This is a genomic window from Moritella sp. 36 (assembly GCF_018219415.1).
Lineage (GTDB): Bacteria > Pseudomonadota > Gammaproteobacteria > Enterobacterales > Moritellaceae > Moritella.
Genome location: NZ_CP056120.1, coordinates 4927911 through 4943324 on the forward strand (window position 1 = coordinate 4927911; position 15414 = coordinate 4943324).

The window sequence follows — 15414 nt, forward strand, 5'->3', positions numbered from 1 at the left end:
AGAACTCCCTGTAACCGCATGGGTAGCGCTAACATCCCGTCAGCGTTTAGCATGCAGTGATACTACCCTAAAAATCGCGCAACTATACTATATGACTATAGAGCCTGCAACCTAGCGTAAGAAACTACCAACCATTTACTGCCCAGTTGATCAAACTCAATTTGAATACGACATTGTGGACCACTGCCTTCATAGTTCATCACAATACCCTCACCAAATTTAGCATGCAGTACACGTTGACCTAACTGATAACCTGTCGACTCAAATGACATTTTTTCAGAACCCGCGCTAAAACGCCCAAACTGAGTTGGTTGGCGAATTTGAGTTTTTAAACGAATCTCTTCAATATACTTTTCGGGTACTTCTCGAATGAAACGAGACGGACGGTGATTCATCTCTTTACCGTATAAACGACGCGACTCCGCATAACTGATATATAGCTTCTTCATCGCACGGGTAATACCCACATAACAAAGACGGCGCTCTTCTTCCATACGCCCTGCTTCTTCTGTCGATTGCTGACTTGGGAACATGCCTTCTTCGACACCGACCATGAATACCACAGGGAACTCTAAGCCTTTCGCCGAGTGTAAAGTCATCAATTGCACCGCATCTTCAAACTCATCAGCCTGTCCTTCTGCAGACTCTAATACCGCAAAGGCTAAAAATGCAGATAACTCAGTCATTTCTTCACTGTCATCAGGGATCTTAAAACCACGGGCAGCAGAAACCAGCTCCTCTAAGTTTTCAATACGAGATTGGGCTTTTTCACCTTTCTCAAGCTGATACATAGATTTCAGCCCTGAGTATAAAACCACATGATCAATTTGTTCATGCAGGGCAAGCTCGGCCACATCGTTATCCAATTGCGTGATCAACTCAACAAACTTACGGATCGAACTCGCCGCCCGACCAGCAATCAAATTGTTATCGAGTAAATAGATCGCCGCTTGCCATAATGTCGAGCCCTGTTCACGACTGGCATCGCGCAATAACGATAAAGCACGATCACCAATACCACGCGTCGGTTTATTAACAATACGCTCAAATGCCGCATCATCATCACGATTATTCTTCAAGCGCATGTAGGCCATCGCATCTTTAATTTCAAGACGATCAAAGAAACGTAATCCACCATAAATACGGTAAGCTAATCGTTCCTGTAATAACGCATCCTCAAGCACACGAGATTGAGCATTACTACGATATAAGATCGCACAATCACTGAGTGAACCACCTTGGTCTTGCCACTCTTTAATTCGGCTAACAACAAAACGCGCCTCATCGACTTCATTAAATGCGGCATACAATGAGATAGGTTCACCTTCGTTATCTTCAGTCCATAACTCTTTACCCATACGCTCACTGTTATTGACGATAAGCGCATTAGCCGCATTCAAAATATTGCTGCTCGAACGGTAGTTTTGTTCAAGTTTAATCGTTTTAGAACCCGTGAAATCAGTTAAGAAGCGTTGAATATTCGCGACCTGTGCACCACGCCAGCCATAAATGGACTGATCATCATCACCTACGATCATCAAATTACCACGATCGCCAGTCAACATACGTAACCACGCATATTGGATATTATTGGTATCTTGGAATTCGTCCACTAGAATGTTAGAAAAACGATCTTGGTAGTGCGCTAAAATATGTGGTTTGTGCAGCCAAAGTTCGTGCGAACGCAATAGCAACTCACCGAAATCGACTAAGCCTGCACGATCACAAGATTCTTGATAAGCTTGATAAATCTTGATCCAGGTACGTTCAATCGGATCATACGCTTGTAGGTGTTCAGGGCGCAGGCCCTCATCTTTTTTACCGCCGATATACCACATAGCTTGTTTTGCCGGCCACTGCTTCTCATCAAGGTTCATGGCTTTGATCAAACGTTTCAATAACCGCAGTTGATCATCACTGTCAATAATTTGGAATTCAGCGGGTAAGCCAGCATCTAAATGGTGGGCGCGTAATAGACGATGCGCGATACCATGGAAAGTACCGATCCACATGCCTTGCTGACGACCTTCTAATAATTTATCAACACGACCACGCATTTCTGCTGCGGCTTTATTGGTAAATGTCACCGCTAATAAAGAATAAGGCGAGCACTGCTCCACCTGCATTAACCAAGCTAAGCGATGTACCAATACTCTGGTTTTACCACTACCAGCACCCGCTAAAATCAGCATACTCGATTGTGGTGCAGCAACAGCATCACGCTGCTTGTCATTGAGGCCGTCCAGTAAGAGAGATACATCCATAATTTAGTCACCTTAGACTGTATATTTAATCAGTAGAATGGGGGGATTATAACAGGCTTGTTAATTCATCCAAGTGCGTTATTTCAATATCCGGTAAATGACTGGCTTTGTTACTCGTCATGAGCGATTGTTGTTGGTCATTAAACCACGCAGACATGAAGCCATTAGTGATCGCACCAGCCACATCTGACTTAAGATGATCGCCAACATGCAAAATATGTTGTGGCGGTAAGGCTAACCTCTCTGCTGCCAATGAAAATAAATCAGGGTACGGTTTCATTCTCAAGCCATTTCCGGGTTTTATCACGGCCGTAAAAAATGGCGTTAAACCAATTTTATCGGTATCGACATTACCATTAGTGATCGCAATTAATGGGATCTTACTGGCAAGTGTTGCTAATACCGCAAAGGTTTGTTCCGGCACTTGAAAATCACTACGCACCGCCTGTACTTGCGAAAAAATAGTATTAGCGACAGATTTAGCCTCTTGTTCGCTATAGCCATGACGTAAGAATAACGTCATTAGACAGGCTATCCGGATCCCACTAATATCATGTATCAAGTGGGGTTGTTGATGAAGAACATAACGCTTTAGCTGTGACCAAGCACTATCATCTAAATGCGTAATGTGTGGATACTGACTACGTAAATGCATGTGCATCCAAGCCTCAGCACGACGCACGACTGGATAGTTATCATATAAGGTATCGTCAAGATCGAAGCTCATCGCTCTAATCTGGTGTAATCGTCGATAGAATATCATCAATCTTCTCTTTTCTTTTTCGCACGAGGGTGAGCCGCATCATATACTTTGGCCAGATGTTGAAAGTCTAAGCTAGTGTAGATCTGTGTGGTACTGATATTAGCATGTCCTAACAGTTCCTGAACGGCGCGTAAATCACCACTCGATTCAAGCATATGAGTAGCAAAAGAATGGCGTAACTTATGCGGATGAACATGACTGGTCAACGTTTGCTGTTGCCCCCATTTGGCCATCCGGCTCTGTACACTACGGTGAGAAATTCGGCGCCGTAACTGACTGACAAATAATGCAGGTTGCGCGTTGTCAGCATATTCACCACGTACAGCTAACCACGCTTGTAACGCGGTGATCGCAATACTACCAATCGGTAACTGGCGCTGTTTATTACCTTTACCAATCACCCTCATGGTTTTTTCACGCAACTTAACATCTTTTAAATCTAAATTGACCAATTCGTCTAACCGCAAACCCGCAGAGTACATTAACTCCATCATGGCTTTATCGCGTAACACTAAAAACGGGTCATCAGCGTCTTCAGTATTAGACACGGTTAATAACTGATTAATTTCATCAACATCGAGGTTCTTAGGTAAAGGTTTATGCTGACGTGGTGCCGATACCCCTTTCGCAGGGTTCGCGGTGAGATCACCTTGCAATACCAAGTAATCACAGAAACTGCGTAATGCAGATAATTTGGTTGCCAAACTGCGAGGCGATAAACCCAGTTTATGATTTAAAGTCGCTAACTTACGGACCTGGGCAGCATCAAGGGCACGCCATTCCGTGATCGGTAACGTCAGCATTTGTTCGCCGAATAAAGTCAGGTGACGGCGATAATTACGGGCTGTATGTAGGCTTAATTGCCGTTCACTGGTGATATAACGTAAAAAACGTTCGATAGGTTTAAGTAATTGTACAGGTAGATCACATTGTGCAGGTAGCTCACTACCTACAGCTGTATTATTATTTGATGGAGTTGTCACGTGAAGGCATCAGTTGCGGTAACAGGGTAGAGATAATGCGACAAAGCTGACCTAACAGCAAGTTATCCATGCCCGCCTGATAATGATCGGCATTCGCACTGCCAATAGCGAGTAAACCGTATTCACCCCGCTCACCTAATGCCATTAATGCCACAGAGTTAACCAAGGCATCTTGACCAAACAATAATGCTTTATCCACGCCAGCGACAGGACCAAAGTAATGATCACCGCCAGCAAATTGTTTCTGGCGAATACGCACTAACTGTCCAGCGGAAATGGCTAACGGTAGATATTGTGATTTAAGGTAAAAATAGGCTTCATTTAAATGTAAATTTACAGCCGCTAACGGTAATTGAGATTGAACCTGAGTGACTAAGATACGTTGCATTTGCATCACTGAAGTGCAATTAAACAAGGCCGTATAAATATCTGCATAGATACGAAATAATTTATCGTTGTCAGCGGCAATAGCCACTAACTGCTGTAACTGCTGTTCTAAATCGGCAATACGTTGTCGCTGTCGTTCTAACCGTAATGTCACTAAAGACACACTACCTTGAGCGCCATGAGAAATTGGCAAGGAATCGACTAAGTCATTATTACGCACAAAAAAATCCGGATCAGCCTGTAAAAAAGCAATCACATCTTGCTCTGAGATAGCAGGCGTTTCCGCGCTCAACATCGAAGGTTCAACGTCGATCATATATTAATTTGTCCGTCATAAACATGGGTTGCTGGACCCGTCATAAATACAGGTGTACCTGGACCTCGCCATGAAATTTGCAATTTACCACCAGGCAGATCAATACACACGTCTTGGCCGAGTTTACCTTGTAATTGGCCAATAACAGCCGCAGCACAGGCACCTGTACCACAAGCTCGTGTTTCACCAACACCACGTTCATAAACCCGTAATTTGGCGTGGTCAGGTGATAATACCTGCATGAACCCCGCATTTACACGGTTAGGAAAACGTTCATGATGTGCGATAGCATGACCGAGATCGGCCAATGGTGCAGTTTCAATATCATCCACTAATGTCACGCAGTGCGGGTTACCCATCGACACGGCGCCACAAAACACAGTGCTGTCTAACGCACGTAAAATATAAGTTTTTTCTTGCTTGGTAGCACGGAACGGAATTTTATCCGGGGCTAATTCAGGCACCCCCATATTTACTGTGATCTGACCATCGTATTCGACCTGTAAAGAAATTTTACCTGCACTCGTACTGACCGCGATCTTGCTCTTGTTCGTTAACCCTTTATGGCGTACAAAACTGGCAAAACAGCGAGCGCCATTACCACACTGTTCCACTTCACTACCGTCAGAATTAAAAATACGATAATGAAAATCAAGATCAGGATCATAAGGCGCTTCAACCACTAAAAGTTGATCAAAGCCAATACCGGTATTTCTATCCGCCAAACGACGGATATTATCATTATTAAAAAATACATTTTGAGTAACACAGTCAACGACCATGAAATCATTACCCAGACCGTGCATCTTTGAAAACTGTATAAACATATGAACCTGTAACCCTCTATTTCATTCTGTCGGTAAAGTACTATTCAGCTGGTAAAATCGCTTCGTCTTTCCAGATCTCTGCAAGTTCTTCTCGGCGACGAATTAAATGTGCAACACCACCGTCAACCATAACTTCTGCAGGTCGACTACGAGAATTATAATTAGAACTCATGGTTGATCCATAAGCGCCGGCAGAACGAACAACAATATAATCATCCATTGCGATAGTTAAATCACGGCTCTTACCTAAGAAATCACCAGTCTCACAAATAGGACCAACAACATCATAGTTTAAACATTCACGCTCTAATGATTTATTCACTGGCGCAATTGCTTGCCACGCACTGTATAACGCAGGACGAATAAGATCGTTCATGGCTGCATCAACGATAGCAAAGTTTTTATGTTCCGTAAGTTTAATGTACTCAACTTTACTTACTAAAACACCGGCATTAGCCATGATGGCACGACCAGGTTCAAAAATAAGTGACAGTTTACGGCCTGCTAATTTATCTTTTAATGCCTGCGCATATTCAGCAGGTTGTGGGGGTGTTTCGCCATCATAAGAGACGCCTAAGCCTCCACCAACATCAAGATGTTCCAGCACAATACCTTGCGAAGATAATTTATCAATCAACAGCAGAAGCTTATCAACAGCATCTAAAAAGGGTGATAACTCTGTTAATTGTGAACCAATATGGCAATCAACGCCTTTTAATTTAATACCCGGCATTTTACTCGCAGCTTGATAAACGCCTTCAGCTAAATCAATATCGATACCAAATTTATTTTCTTTTAAACCGGTAGAAATATAAGGATGAGTACCCGCATCAATATTAGGATTCACTCGAATCGATATAGGTGCCTGTATTCCACGGCCCACGGCAACGTCATTAATACGTTCCAATTCAGCCGTCGATTCGACATTAAAACAATGAATATGATGATCGAGTGCTAAATTAATTTCAGCTATAGTTTTACCAACACCAGAGAACACAACTTTACTTGCATCACCACCGGCCGCAATTACGCGTAATAGCTCGCCACCAGATACGATATCAAAACCTGAGCCCAAACGTGCCAGCACATTTAACACTGCAATATTTGAATTAGCTTTTACGGCATAACAAACCAAATGCGGATGCGCACCAGCAGCATCATTAAATGCATGCCAATGACGTTCAATTGTAGCTCTGCTGTATACATACGTCGGCGTACCAAATTTGTCAGCTACGTCTGCAACGGCACATTGTTCCGCAAATAACTGACCATCATCCTGATAATTAAAGTAATCCAATGCTCTATTCCTTTTCTTTTAATTCGTAAACTAATTCATTCATTGCACATCATGTGACAATATTATGTTTATTCTGCTTCGCTACTTGACGTCTTGCCAGTTGCGTCATCACTATTCACATTTTCTGTAACCGGTGTTGCTACCTGGATTTGTTGTGCTTTTTTAGCATCGGGTCCCGTGCCAGGTGCATATAAAGGACCTGAAATACCACAACCACTGAGTAAACCAGCGCTAAACATAAAGACTAATGTAATAAATGTTGTTTTTCTTACTTGGCTCATAACCGACTCAATGATAAATTAATTCTATATACCTTATAATCGCACCGACAAAATTAAAAGCAATAGGATTAATAAAAAATGACTGATTCAGAATTTCACCAACAGGTTGATGAACTATTAATAAGCTTTGAAGAAATCATTGATGACAGTGATGTTGAACTCGATTATGAAAACAGCAACAGTATTTTGACTCTATATTGTCGTGATGGTTCGCAAATCATCTTGAATAAACAAGCGCCATTACACCAGTTATGGGTCGCAACAAAAGCGAATGGCCATCATTTTGCATTTATCAATGATGCATGGATTGATAACCGCACCCAACAAGAATTATCACTGGTATTAACCGAAGCTGTTAAGAATCAAGGCGGTGAAAATGTTAATTTCTAACGTGAAGTGATAGGTCTTATTTATATAAAACCTAAATTTTAGACAAAGAAAAGGGCTGCACTAGTAACTAGTGCAGCCCTTTTACGTTGTCGTAATAGCTCTATCCTTGAACTGATTGTGCTCCCTGCACTTAGACATTTACCTAATCCATTAGGTGATTTACTTTTCCCCAATCCTTTGAGTTGTTCCTTTGGCAATCCTAGCCTAACAAGTCATCCTAACCTGCTTCTCATCTCCATCCTGGAGGTGTCCTTTATTCACTCTAAATCCATGAGTGCTATCCTTGTAATCCACCACATCCTTGCAGTTTCATGTAGAGTGCCAAGTCATCATCCTGATGAACCTCCTGCGTCTCTGGAAAAAAATATAGCAAACCTAAAAACAATAAATAGCGATAAAAAACAAATTTAATTAGTGCTTAAACACTAATTATTTAGCGTAAATAGCTATCAAAGCCGTGAGAGTAGGATTTAACAATCAAGTAAAAAGAAATATATACAATGGATACCTAGGATCACACCTTAATAAAAGTACTTTATCTATCAACACGAATAGTCGATCTCTTACAGGATAAAAACAGCCCATCAATATAACGCAATAATAGTACCTACTACCGCTAACTTAGCAGCAGTAAATCTGTGATCTTGATCGTATTCATTGATTAATCACCAATAATTATTAATCCAAATGGTGCTAATAGCTGTTCCTGCTGCCAACTACAAATACGTGTACCATGTAAATTAACCCGTCTCGGATCTAAACCCGTTAAATCAACGTGGCTTAAATTACAGTGCTGTAAATTAAACTGCGACCACATGTCTGCCGAAAATTCACCTCGACTCAAATCAGACCCTTGTAAAGAAGCGCCCAGTAAGTTGCAGCCTGTCCAGCGATTTTCATATAAGTCGCATTTTTCGATACGTTGATCGACAAGATTGGCGTAGCTCAAGTTACACTGGGTTATATAAGCAGAACAAAAGAAGGTTTTAGCCGTAATATAATTGGCAAAGCTAGCACGACTAAAATCTGCCCCTTTCAAATTACAACTACGAAACTCAATACCAAAACATTCTGCGCCAGTAAACTTAGTCATACTTAAATCGCAGTTTTTAAAACTCGCACCTTTTAAGTCAGCATAATCAAATCGGCAACCTGTAATATCACCGCGTTCGATAAACTGACAATCAATAAACTCGGCATCACTTAATTGCGCATGATTGAAATCACAGCGATAAAAATAACAGCGAGTAAAGATCATCGACTCTAAGTCTTGATCAGCAAAATCTTCTTCAATAAATGTGTTATCGATAGTCTTCATCATCTTGTTCTCTTGTTCGAATTAACATCAGGTTACTATCAATATACCAATCAGATCTAGCACTATTACAGGGTCAATCCCAAATAAAAACAGGTCGTTTAAATTGCTATTTTAAGCTGGGTAATTGAGCCATAGAGATACAAATATAAATATAATTCATGCGCGATAAAATACTTAGCTACTGTTAATAGAGCGCTAATTAGGGGCTTTATTTAACGGTGGTATTAAATAAGCAACAACGGGGAGTTGTTGTATGATAAACAAGCAAAGCAAGCGTGTTGCGTAATGAAGGAAAGGACGTAAAAATAAAACGGTAAATAAAGAAAAGGACGGCATAAATGCCGTCCTTAAAGTAGTCATGTAGCTCTGTCCTTGAACTAATTTTGCTCCCTGCAAATTGACTGACCTAATTTCCTTTAGGTTTAACTCCCAATCCATCGGGTTTTTTTTATTACCACCCTGGTACAATAAATCATTCCGATTTATTTCATCTCCATCCTAGAGGTGTCCTTTAACTCAAATCCTTTGAGTGTCCATCGCATCTTCATCCTGAAGACTTTTCCTTGCGACCACATCCTGTGGTAAATCCTATTTCGATAATCCGTTATCAAGTCAGTAATCCTTACCAACTTCTTATTGCGTCCTTTCGAATACCTACTATAAAGTAATCCAATACCGCCGCAATACAGAAATTGCCTTTTTTTGAAAATAAATAGGAGATCCAAGTCACATTGAAAAATAAGCAGTATAAAATCAACATCTTAAAAACATGCGCAACGTGTATCACATAGATAGAAACGATTATGCCTACGATAATTGACATGTATATTCTTACACGACCAATAGTCAATATCTTACATGCAAAAAACAAATAAAAAAATACAATTTACCGTTTTCGATAAACGGACTGAAAAAATGAGGATTATTTATAAAAAAATAGGATTATTTAGAAGATACGTAAGGAATTACTTCTAATTCTTTATTTTCTGAACGAACGATATCGTAAAATTGCGGTAAATTGAAATTGGCAAATGTACCTTCGTTACGTGATTCTTCTTGTGAATTAGTATAAAAACGATGAACACCTTTGATTAATTCATCTTTATTACCACTAAGATGCTGGTAAGTTTCCACGCGATTGGCTTCATCGACAATATAAACGTTAAAACCATTTTTATAGTTTTCAAAAAAGAACTGTACTAAACCTTCTGACGAATGAGATTCCACAGCTAAAGGCGTGCCTTCTGCCGTGGTGGTTTTATCAATTCGTAATGGCATTTGTTCTAGCTTACGCTCAGAGATATGGTTATACAGATCGAGTGATGTTTCAAGCTTACGAATAGACACACCACGACGCTCAAAATAAATACCAAAGCGGTCGTCACTAATAGTCAGCATTTTAACAATCTGATCTTTATCGCGCTGTAATCGGGTACTAATACAATCTCGCACCAAACGTTCGAAGCTATGACGAATCAAACCACGGAAATGTAAGCTATAGCAAAATATTTTAATGGAATCCGGTTCTGTCGCATCTTGATGCATCTTACCCATTATCGTGGTTAATGCATCAACAATACGTTCTTGACCAGAAAAGTGCAAAGTACGCACTTCATTCCAAGAATTACGATAAATCAGATCAATACTACCCACTAAACAGGCTTTACAGTCACCAAATGAGAATACATCGCTGGTATTAGTATCAAACTCAATAATTCGACCGCCCCAGTGATTAGTCGGATCGTGCTCTAAGTTTAGGAAAATAGATAAATCACGGATCTCACAAGGACGACTCAATGCCTGATTTGAGGCCGGTTTTGCTTGAATTGGGAATTTGCTTTTAAGATCTTTACAGAATGAATTCAATACATCTCTGTTCATATCTGAGTCTTGATTGAAAATTTCGACCTGAGTGTTATCGGTCATTAATCCATTAAAATAGCTCCACGCCACCAACTTACTCAGATAGCCGTTATGTTCCAAAGGCTTACGACCAACAATCTGCATAGGTTCTAACGAAGAGTTATATAAATACCAACCCGAATTATTAAAACGACCGTCGGGTACTTGCACGAAACTTAATTGTTGCTCGGACAAATCAGGCGAGATCTGTGGATTAATAAAAGTCACTTTGCCGGGTAGCGATTCGAACGCAGCATATAACTTACGCGATAAAATACCAATATCCGCAGGGTTAATCGATTCACTAATATTATTACGACGGGCGAAACCAATCAGATTACGATAACCCTTCATCATCGCATCAAGCAATTCAGGATGCGCTTCCTGAACTTGTTCGATCTTCCAGTTATCACGATTATCGAGATGAGCAATACGGTCAGGATGCCAATTCCACTCGCTAATGACTTCAGCCACAGAGGTACGGTGCCATTCTGGACGGGCATTTTTCTCATTAGCGCAATTACCGCTAAACATTTTTAAATAAAAACAGCGACGTAGTAAATCGACACGCGCAGTATCACCTATTTTTTCGAGATAAGCGGTTACTTTCATTAAGATCTGATAATAGGTATCGTGCGACAGTTCCAGCTGTTGTGAAGACGCCAACTGAAAATTTTCTTTCATTATCTGCGATAATAAACGGTTATTTGGATATTCAGCCGAATAAGCTTCCATTAATAATGTTTTCAATACCGCCTTATAAGGAGAGTCGATACCTTTATATAATTGCCACAACGCAGAACCAAAGTATTCTTCGGCAGGGATACAAGGGAAACCACCTAAATCAACCCACTCGTTACGGTCAAGGACCCCGTCGGCAACCAACTGATCAACATAATCATCATAATTATTATCAAATTCAACCGGTAAAATATGCCATAAACTTGGCTTACCCGCGATCCGTAAGGCACTGCGATAAAATTCATCCAGTAATAAGAAATGTTGGGCACTGCCACAACTCTCTTTAGTCATTACCGCATTATTCACTTTTCTAAATTTATCTTCAGCAATTAAGAAAAAGTTAACTTCAACATTAAAGGTTTCTGCCCACGCCGTTATCAATGTACATTTTTGCTCTAGAAACTGAGCATCCTCATCACTCATAGCCGGATCATGACATACCCAAATATCTAAATCACTACGCCAGTTTTGACCAATAGAACCCGTGCTCCCCATTGCATATAAGCTATATATAGGAGAACAAGTGGCACATTTATCATCATCTAGTGCTACATTTAATGAGGTTAAATAATCTTGTTGTTGTTCATCGGGGGTAAATAAACAGATTCCCTGAGGTACGGGTTCATCAAGATAAACAGGCAGATTGGGGTGATTAAAATGCAGTAAAAGAGGTAAGATAGCTGTCACTTCACGCCCATTATCATCCATAATGGATAAGGCGCGATCAAGTCTAAGTTGATTAAATAACTTAGCTTTATGTTTCAGTTCAACAATTTTACTCTGCAAAATAAAACCTTAAATGAGAGAAACCATGCTTAAATTTTATTGATTTTTTACAATTAAATTTAGCCATTACAGCAGGCATAGAAGTGTGATGATGCTAACAGTTTTATAGATAATGGTAAACTTATAGCGCCAAAATAGTCACATTATTAATGCTGGAATTAAGGTGACCTCGTATTCACATTGCTGCCGCCTTTCGTTAATTAGTTTATTACTATTAGAAAATCAGCTGTAAACAAACCATTTACGCGCACTTTATAGACAAAGCGTAGTAAAAAAGATCGCCCAGAAGCAGTTTAAATAAAATAATTAAATTAAGGGTTGCATAAACATTTAGAAGTGGATAATATCTGCCTCCTCGATTAGGGGCGCTGCTTCAAAACAACGTTTCCAACATTAATCGAAAGTATGGGGTCCTTAGCTCAGTTGGGAGAGCATCGCCCTTACAAGGCGAGGGTCACTGGTTCAAGCCCAGTAGGACCCACCATATATTAAATCTGGTTATATCTTTTATAAGATAAGTAACGGGATTTACTATAAAGAAAGAATTTGGGGCTGTTAGCTCAGTTGGTAGAGCAGTTGACTTTTAATCAATTGGTCGAAGGTTCAAATCCTTCACAGCCCACCACTTTCTTTATAACACAGTATTGTCGCGGGATGGAGCAGTTTGGTAGCTCGTCGGGCTCATAACCCGAAGGTCGTAGGTTCAAATCCTGCTCCCGCAACCAGTTTAAACGATAGACACAACTATCGCTAAAAAATAATGTGGGTCCTTAGCTCAGTTGGGAGAGCATCGCCCTTACAAGGCGAGGGTCACTGGTTCAAGCCCAGTAGGACCCACCACTATTGTGGTGTTATGTCATAAGACATGAAACTATAAAAAGAAAGAATACGGGGGCTGTTAGCTCAGTTGGTAGAGCAGTTGACTTTTAATCAATTGGTCGAAGGTTCAAATCCTTCACAGCCCACCACTTTCTTACTGTTCTATCTATTAGATAAACAGTGAACAACAGCATTGTCGCGGGATGGAGCAGTTTGGTAGCTCGTCGGGCTCATAACCCGAAGGTCGTAGGTTCAAATCCTGCTCCCGCAACCAGTTTAAACGATAGACACAACTATCGCTAAAAAATAATGTGGGTCCTTAGCTCAGTTGGGAGAGCATCGCCCTTACAAGGCGAGGGTCACTGGTTCAAGCCCAGTAGGACCCACCACTATTGTGGTGTTATGTCATAAGACATGAAACTATAAAAAGAAAGAATACGGGGGCTGTTAGCTCAGTTGGTAGAGCAGTTGACTTTTAATCAATTGGTCGAAGGTTCAAATCCTTCACAGCCCACCACTTTCTTACAAGAACAAATAAAAGAACCTCGTTTATCGAGGTTTTTTTATACCTAAAATTTACCTGCTAATATAATCATCTCAATACTTGACCTTCCCCTTAAGGTAAAGATTATGCTCTCTGCCATATTCATTATTTACCTTTTTGATGTGTCTTTTTCATGCGTATAGTGTTGTTGATTTTATTAATATTAATAAACACATTCCCATTACCGCTTCAGGCTATGAGCATGCGCACGATGCCAGCCAATATTTCTTGTGATATGCCAGACATGCCATGCAACTCTCAAAACAGTATGAGTAAAATGCAGCATGATAATCCGCAGCTTCAACATTCAAAAAATCAATATAATGACGATGATTGCAGCGACTGTAACACGACCTGCGTATCATCATTTATTAATTATAATAATAAGCCGCTCTTAAATCCCTATAAACAAAGTAACTCACTACGTTACGAATTAACCCCACCTCTAAAACAACACCAAGATAGCCTCTATCGACCTCCTTTGATTAGCTGATTTTAATAACATTTAAAAATCAATCAATTAAGGAAGTATAATGCCATCAAAAATTTATTTGGGGCTATTAGCATTACTGACTATAAATGCTAATGCTCAACAATTAACGCTCGCGATTGCAGAAGACACTGCCCTACAACGCGATCCTTCAGCAATCTTATACAGTGCCCAACAAGCACGTTTAAAAGCACAAGGCATTAGCCAATCTCAGCTTGCAGACCCTATGATTAAATTCGGTTTATCCAATGTGCCTGTTGATAGTTTCTCATTATCCGATGATCCAATGACCCAATTTAGTCTTGGTTTATCACAACAGTTTTCAGCGGGTGATACCCTGGAGTTAACAGCGAAAGGGTTCTCACTACAAGCACAACAGAGCATACAATTAGCAGAAAATCGCCAATTAGAACTAAAACTACAGATCCGAGAATTATGGTTTGATATTAGCTTTGCCAAAATAGCCCAAACCATTCTCGCTAAAAATAAGCAATTATTTAGCCAGCATGTTACCAACCTCTACCGTCAGTTTGAGCTAGGTTATCGTCAAAACCAAGATTTGATTAAAGCAGAATTAGAACTCGCCAAGTTTGATGACAAAATTGCCGCCTTTGCGCAGCAAGAACAAACATTACGTGGGCAACTCGTCTCTTGGATTGGGCCTCAAGCGTTTGATGAATTTGATTCTCAGCTACCAACGTGGCCGCAAAGCCTTGAATATGCGCAGCAAGCAAATCTAAAACACTATCGGTTACTGGCTGATCACCCACAGGTATTAGCCGCGCAACAAGCCATCGACGTAACTCAAAATAATATAGCCACTGCCAATGAATCCTATAAACCAGCCTTTAAAGTTGATATTGGTTACGGTCATCGTGAAGCACTCGATATGGCGTCTGGATCCAGCCGTAGTGATTTAATCAGTGGTTCCATCACAATGAGCATTCCTCTATTCACGAGTAACCGCCAAGATCAAGTGGTTATAGCGGCCGCTCAAGGTAGGGGGATTAAGCAAGCAGAAAAAGCTCTATTACTGATTAAATTCAATGGGATATTAAATGGCGCAATCGCAAATTTCAGTAATACCAAGGCAAGGATACAGCGCTACCAAGACACCCTTCTAGTACAAGCCAAATCTAATAGTGATGCTGCAATACAAGGTTATCAAGCCAATACCAATGATTTTGAACAAGTCATCAAAGCATTAATGGATGAACAAGCACTTACGCTTGAATACCAGCAATTGCACTTTCAAAATTTAAAAACCTTAGCTCGCATTCGTTATTTTCAAGCACTATAGAGGTCG

Annotated in this window: 11 protein-coding genes and 8 tRNA genes; 10 read left to right on the top strand and 9 right to left on the bottom strand. The window is 40.4% G+C overall.

Annotation, left to right across the window (positions count from 1 at the left end; genetic code table 11):
* Positions 1 to 95 precede the first annotated feature (95 nt).
* From uvrD to lptM, 7 genes are all read right to left on the bottom strand, one after another.
* The gene (gene uvrD, locus HWV03_RS22010; RefSeq protein ID WP_211677929.1) at positions 96 to 2264 is read right to left on the bottom strand and encodes a DNA helicase II; all 2169 of its coding nucleotides are present in this window, start codon (positions 2262 to 2264) and stop codon (positions 96 to 98) included.
* A 46-nt stretch (positions 2265 to 2310) separates the two neighbouring features.
* Entirely contained in the window at positions 2311 to 3027 is a 717-nt protein-coding gene (gene yigB, locus HWV03_RS22015; protein ID WP_211677930.1) for a 5-amino-6-(5-phospho-D-ribitylamino)uracil phosphatase YigB, read from the bottom strand.
* Positions 3027 to 4010: a tyrosine recombinase XerC gene (gene xerC / locus HWV03_RS22020; RefSeq protein ID WP_342357619.1), complete on the bottom strand. Its 984-nt coding sequence runs from the start codon at positions 4008 to 4010 to the stop codon at positions 3027 to 3029. Before xerC ends, yigB begins: the two co-directional genes overlap by 1 nt.
* The gene (locus HWV03_RS22025; protein ID WP_211677931.1) at positions 3991 to 4713 is read right to left on the bottom strand and encodes a DUF484 family protein; all 723 of its coding nucleotides are present in this window, start codon (positions 4711 to 4713) and stop codon (positions 3991 to 3993) included. The genes xerC and HWV03_RS22025 overlap by 20 nt, the downstream gene beginning before the upstream one ends.
* A complete protein-coding gene (dapF, locus tag HWV03_RS22030) occupies positions 4710 to 5540 on the bottom strand; it encodes a diaminopimelate epimerase (RefSeq protein WP_211677932.1) in 831 nt (276 codons plus the stop codon). The genes HWV03_RS22025 and dapF overlap by 4 nt, the downstream gene beginning before the upstream one ends.
* A 40-nt stretch (positions 5541 to 5580) precedes the next feature.
* Entirely contained in the window at positions 5581 to 6837 is a 1257-nt protein-coding gene (lysA, locus tag HWV03_RS22035; protein WP_211677933.1) for a diaminopimelate decarboxylase, read from the bottom strand.
* 68 nt (positions 6838 to 6905) lie between these two features.
* Positions 6906 to 7118: an LPS translocon maturation chaperone LptM gene (lptM, locus tag HWV03_RS22040; RefSeq protein ID WP_211677934.1), complete on the bottom strand. Its 213-nt coding sequence runs from the start codon at positions 7116 to 7118 to the stop codon at positions 6906 to 6908.
* A 78-nt stretch (positions 7119 to 7196) separates the two neighbouring features.
* Here lptM and cyaY point away from each other — a divergent pair, with 78 nt between their 5' ends.
* On the top strand, positions 7197 to 7508 hold the full coding sequence (cyaY, locus tag HWV03_RS22045) for an iron donor protein CyaY (protein ID WP_211673485.1): 312 nt from the start codon (positions 7197 to 7199) through the stop codon (positions 7506 to 7508).
* Between the two features lie 661 nt (positions 7509 to 8169).
* On the opposite strand, the gene HWV03_RS22050 is transcribed toward cyaY, so the two are convergent.
* The gene (locus tag HWV03_RS22050; protein ID WP_211675941.1) at positions 8170 to 8826 is read right to left on the bottom strand and encodes a Qnr family pentapeptide repeat protein; all 657 of its coding nucleotides are present in this window, start codon (positions 8824 to 8826) and stop codon (positions 8170 to 8172) included.
* A gap of 942 nt (positions 8827 to 9768) precedes the next feature.
* Positions 9769 to 12255: a class I adenylate cyclase gene (locus HWV03_RS22055; RefSeq protein ID WP_211677935.1), complete on the bottom strand. Its 2487-nt coding sequence runs from the start codon at positions 12253 to 12255 to the stop codon at positions 9769 to 9771.
* 408 nt (positions 12256 to 12663) lie between these two features.
* Here HWV03_RS22055 and HWV03_RS22060 point away from each other — a divergent pair.
* The 9 genes from HWV03_RS22060 (at position 12664) to HWV03_RS22100 (ending at position 15408) form a co-directional block, all read left to right on the top strand.
* A tRNA-Val gene (locus HWV03_RS22060) sits at positions 12664 to 12739 on the top strand.
* Between the two features lie 65 nt (positions 12740 to 12804).
* Positions 12805 to 12880, top strand: a tRNA-Lys gene (locus HWV03_RS22065).
* A 23-nt stretch (positions 12881 to 12903) separates the two neighbouring features.
* Positions 12904 to 12980, top strand: a tRNA-Met gene (locus HWV03_RS22070).
* A 39-nt stretch (positions 12981 to 13019) separates the two neighbouring features.
* Positions 13020 to 13095 (top strand) — tRNA-Val (locus tag HWV03_RS22075).
* 52 nt (positions 13096 to 13147) lie between these two features.
* Positions 13148 to 13223: transfer RNA gene (locus HWV03_RS22080), tRNA-Lys, on the top strand.
* A 48-nt stretch (positions 13224 to 13271) separates the two neighbouring features.
* Positions 13272 to 13348, top strand: a tRNA-Met gene (locus HWV03_RS22085).
* Positions 13349 to 13387: 39 nt separating this feature from the next.
* Positions 13388 to 13463 (top strand) — tRNA-Val (locus HWV03_RS22090).
* A 52-nt stretch (positions 13464 to 13515) separates the two neighbouring features.
* A tRNA-Lys gene (locus HWV03_RS22095) sits at positions 13516 to 13591 on the top strand.
* Positions 13592 to 14151: 560 nt separating this feature from the next.
* Positions 14152 to 15408, top strand: a complete 1257-nt coding sequence (locus tag HWV03_RS22100) for a TolC family protein (protein ID WP_211677936.1) — start codon at positions 14152 to 14154, stop codon at positions 15406 to 15408.
* The last annotated feature ends 6 nt before the right edge of the window (positions 15409 to 15414 follow it).

Excerpts from the sequence above, each read along its gene's own strand:
- uvrD (WP_211677929.1), bottom strand. The coding sequence starts at position 2,264 with ATGGATGTATCTCTCTTACTGGACGGCCTCAATGACAAGCAGCGTGAT.
- yigB (WP_211677930.1), bottom strand. The coding sequence starts at position 3,027 with ATGATATTCTATCGACGATTACACCAGATTAGAGCGATGAGCTTCGAT.
- HWV03_RS22025 (WP_211677931.1), bottom strand. The coding sequence starts at position 4,713 with ATGATCGACGTTGAACCTTCGATGTTGAGCGCGGAAACGCCTGCTATC.
- dapF (WP_211677932.1), bottom strand. The coding sequence starts at position 5,540 with ATGTTTATACAGTTTTCAAAGATGCACGGTCTGGGTAATGATTTCATG.
- lptM (WP_211677934.1), bottom strand. The coding sequence starts at position 7,118 with ATGAGCCAAGTAAGAAAAACAACATTTATTACATTAGTCTTTATGTTT.
- cyaY (WP_211673485.1), top strand. The coding sequence starts at position 7,197 with ATGACTGATTCAGAATTTCACCAACAGGTTGATGAACTATTAATAAGC.
- HWV03_RS22050 (WP_211675941.1), bottom strand. The coding sequence starts at position 8,826 with ATGAAGACTATCGATAACACATTTATTGAAGAAGATTTTGCTGATCAA.
- HWV03_RS22100 (WP_211677936.1), top strand. The coding sequence starts at position 14,152 with ATGCCATCAAAAATTTATTTGGGGCTATTAGCATTACTGACTATAAAT.